This window comes from Actinomadura logoneensis, assembly GCF_003428695.1.
GTDB classification, from domain to species: Bacteria; Actinomycetota; Actinomycetes; order Streptosporangiales; family Streptosporangiaceae; genus Spirillospora; species Spirillospora logoneensis.
The window spans coordinates 1-1,820 of record NZ_QURH01000076.1 but is presented as its reverse complement, the minus strand read 5'-3'; the positions used below and the strand labels follow the sequence as shown (position 1 = coordinate 1,820).

The following is a 1,820-nucleotide window of genomic DNA, read 5'->3' as shown; positions in this document are numbered from 1 at the left end:
GGCAGGGCGGCACGCGCGGCCCCGGGGGCGCGTCGTGAGCCGCCGCCGGCTGGACGCCGAGCTCGTGCGGCGCGGTCTGGCCCGCTCCCGCGAGCAGGCCGGGCAGTTGATCGCGGACGGCCGGGTGAAGGTCGGCGGGCAGGTCGCGGGCAAGGCGGCCACGCAGGTCGACGCCGGCGCGGCGATCCTGGTCGCCGAGGACGGGGCGGGCCCCGACTACGTCTCGCGCGGCGGGCACAAGCTCGCGGGCGCGCTCAAGGCGTTCGCCGACCTGGACGTCAAGGGCCGTGTCGCGCTGGACGCGGGCGCGTCCACGGGCGGGTTCACCGACGTCCTGCTGCGCGCCGGCGTCGACCACGTGTACGCGGTGGACGTCGGGTACGGCCAGATCGCGTGGTCGCTGCGGACCGACGACCGGGTGACCGTGCTGGAGCGCGTCAACATCCGCGACCTGGAGCCGAGGCAGCTCGGGCAGCCGGAGGCCGAGCCGCCGAACCTGGTGGTCGGCGACCTGTCGTTCATCTCGCTGAAGCTGGTGCTCGGCCCGGTCCAGCGCTGCGTCGCGCCGGACGCCGACTACGCGATCATGGTGAAGCCCCAGTTCGAGGTGGGCCGCAGCCGCGTCGGGGCGGGCGGCGTCGTGCGCGAGCCGGCGCTGCGCGCCGACGCGGTGCGGGACGTGGCCGCGCACGCGGCGACGCTGGGCCTGGGCGTGCTGGGCGTCACCGCGTCGCCGCTGCCCGGCCCGTCGGGGAACGTGGAGTACTTCCTGTGGCTGCGGGCGGGCGCGCCGCCGCTGGCCGAGGCAGACCTGGAGCGCGCCGTCGCGGAGGGACCCCAGTGACCGAGATTCCGTGCAGCCCCGCCCGGAGGGTCCGCCGATGAGCGACAGGACGGTGCTGGTCGTCGCGCACACCGGCCGGGCCGAGGCGGTCCGCAGCGCGCAGCTGGTGATCGGCCGCCTGGCCGAGGCGGGCATCGCGGTCCGCGCCCTGGAGGGCGAGGCCGAGGACCTGGGCTGCCCGGGCATGGTGGAGGTCTGGCCGCGCACCCCGGCCGCCGCGCAGGGCGTGGAGGTCGTGATCGTCCTCGGCGGGGACGGCACGCTGCTGCGCTCGGCCGACCTGGCCCGTCCGGCGGGCGCGCCGCTGCTCGGCGTCAACCTCGGGCACGTCGGGTTCCTCGCCGAGGCCGAGCGCGAGGACCTCGCCACCACGGTCGACCGCGTCATCGAGCGCCGCTACGACGTCGAGGAGCGGATGACCATCGACGTGGTCGTCCGGCGCAACGGGTCGGTGACCGGCACCACGTGGGCGCTGAACGAGGCGACCGTGGAGAAGGCCGAGCGGCAGCGGATGCTGGAGCTGGTCGTGGAGATCGACGGCCGCCCGCTGTCGCACTGGGGCTGCGACGGCGTGGTGATGGCCACGCCGACGGGCTCGACCGCGTACGCGTTCTCGGCGGGCGGCCCGGTGGTGTGGCCGGAGGTGGAGGCGATGCTGGTCGTGCCGATCAGCGCGCACGCGCTGTTCGCCCGCCCGCTGATGGTCTCGCCGCGCTCGGCGGTCGCGATCGAGGTGCAGCCCGACACCCCCGGCGCGGTGCTGTGGTGTGACGGTGCCCGCACCCTCGACCTGCCGCCGGGCGCGCGGGTGGAGGTGCGGCGCGGGGAGCGGCCGGTCCGGCTGGCCCGGCTGCACCTCACCCCGTTCACCGACCGGCTGGTGACCAAGTTCGGGCTGCCGGTCGCCGGGTGGCGCGGCCGTCCCCGCACGTCCGGGCAGCCCGCGCGGCGGCCGGTCCCGGGCCGGGAGGCGCTG

The 1,820-nt window shown here is 76.9% G+C and carries 2 protein-coding genes; both read left to right on the top strand.

Going from position 1 to position 1,820, the window contains the following annotated elements; all coding sequences use genetic code 11:
* Nucleotides 1-34: 34 nt before the first annotated feature.
* The gene (locus tag DZF91_RS03670; protein WP_117356086.1) at nucleotides 35-844 is read left to right on the top strand and encodes a TlyA family RNA methyltransferase; all 810 of its coding nucleotides are present in this window, start codon (nucleotides 35-37) and stop codon (nucleotides 842-844) included.
* 37 nt (nucleotides 845-881) lie between these two features.
* Nucleotides 882-1,820: NAD kinase (locus tag DZF91_RS03665; protein ID WP_117356085.1), on the top strand; the 939-nt coding region annotated here is incomplete at its 3' end.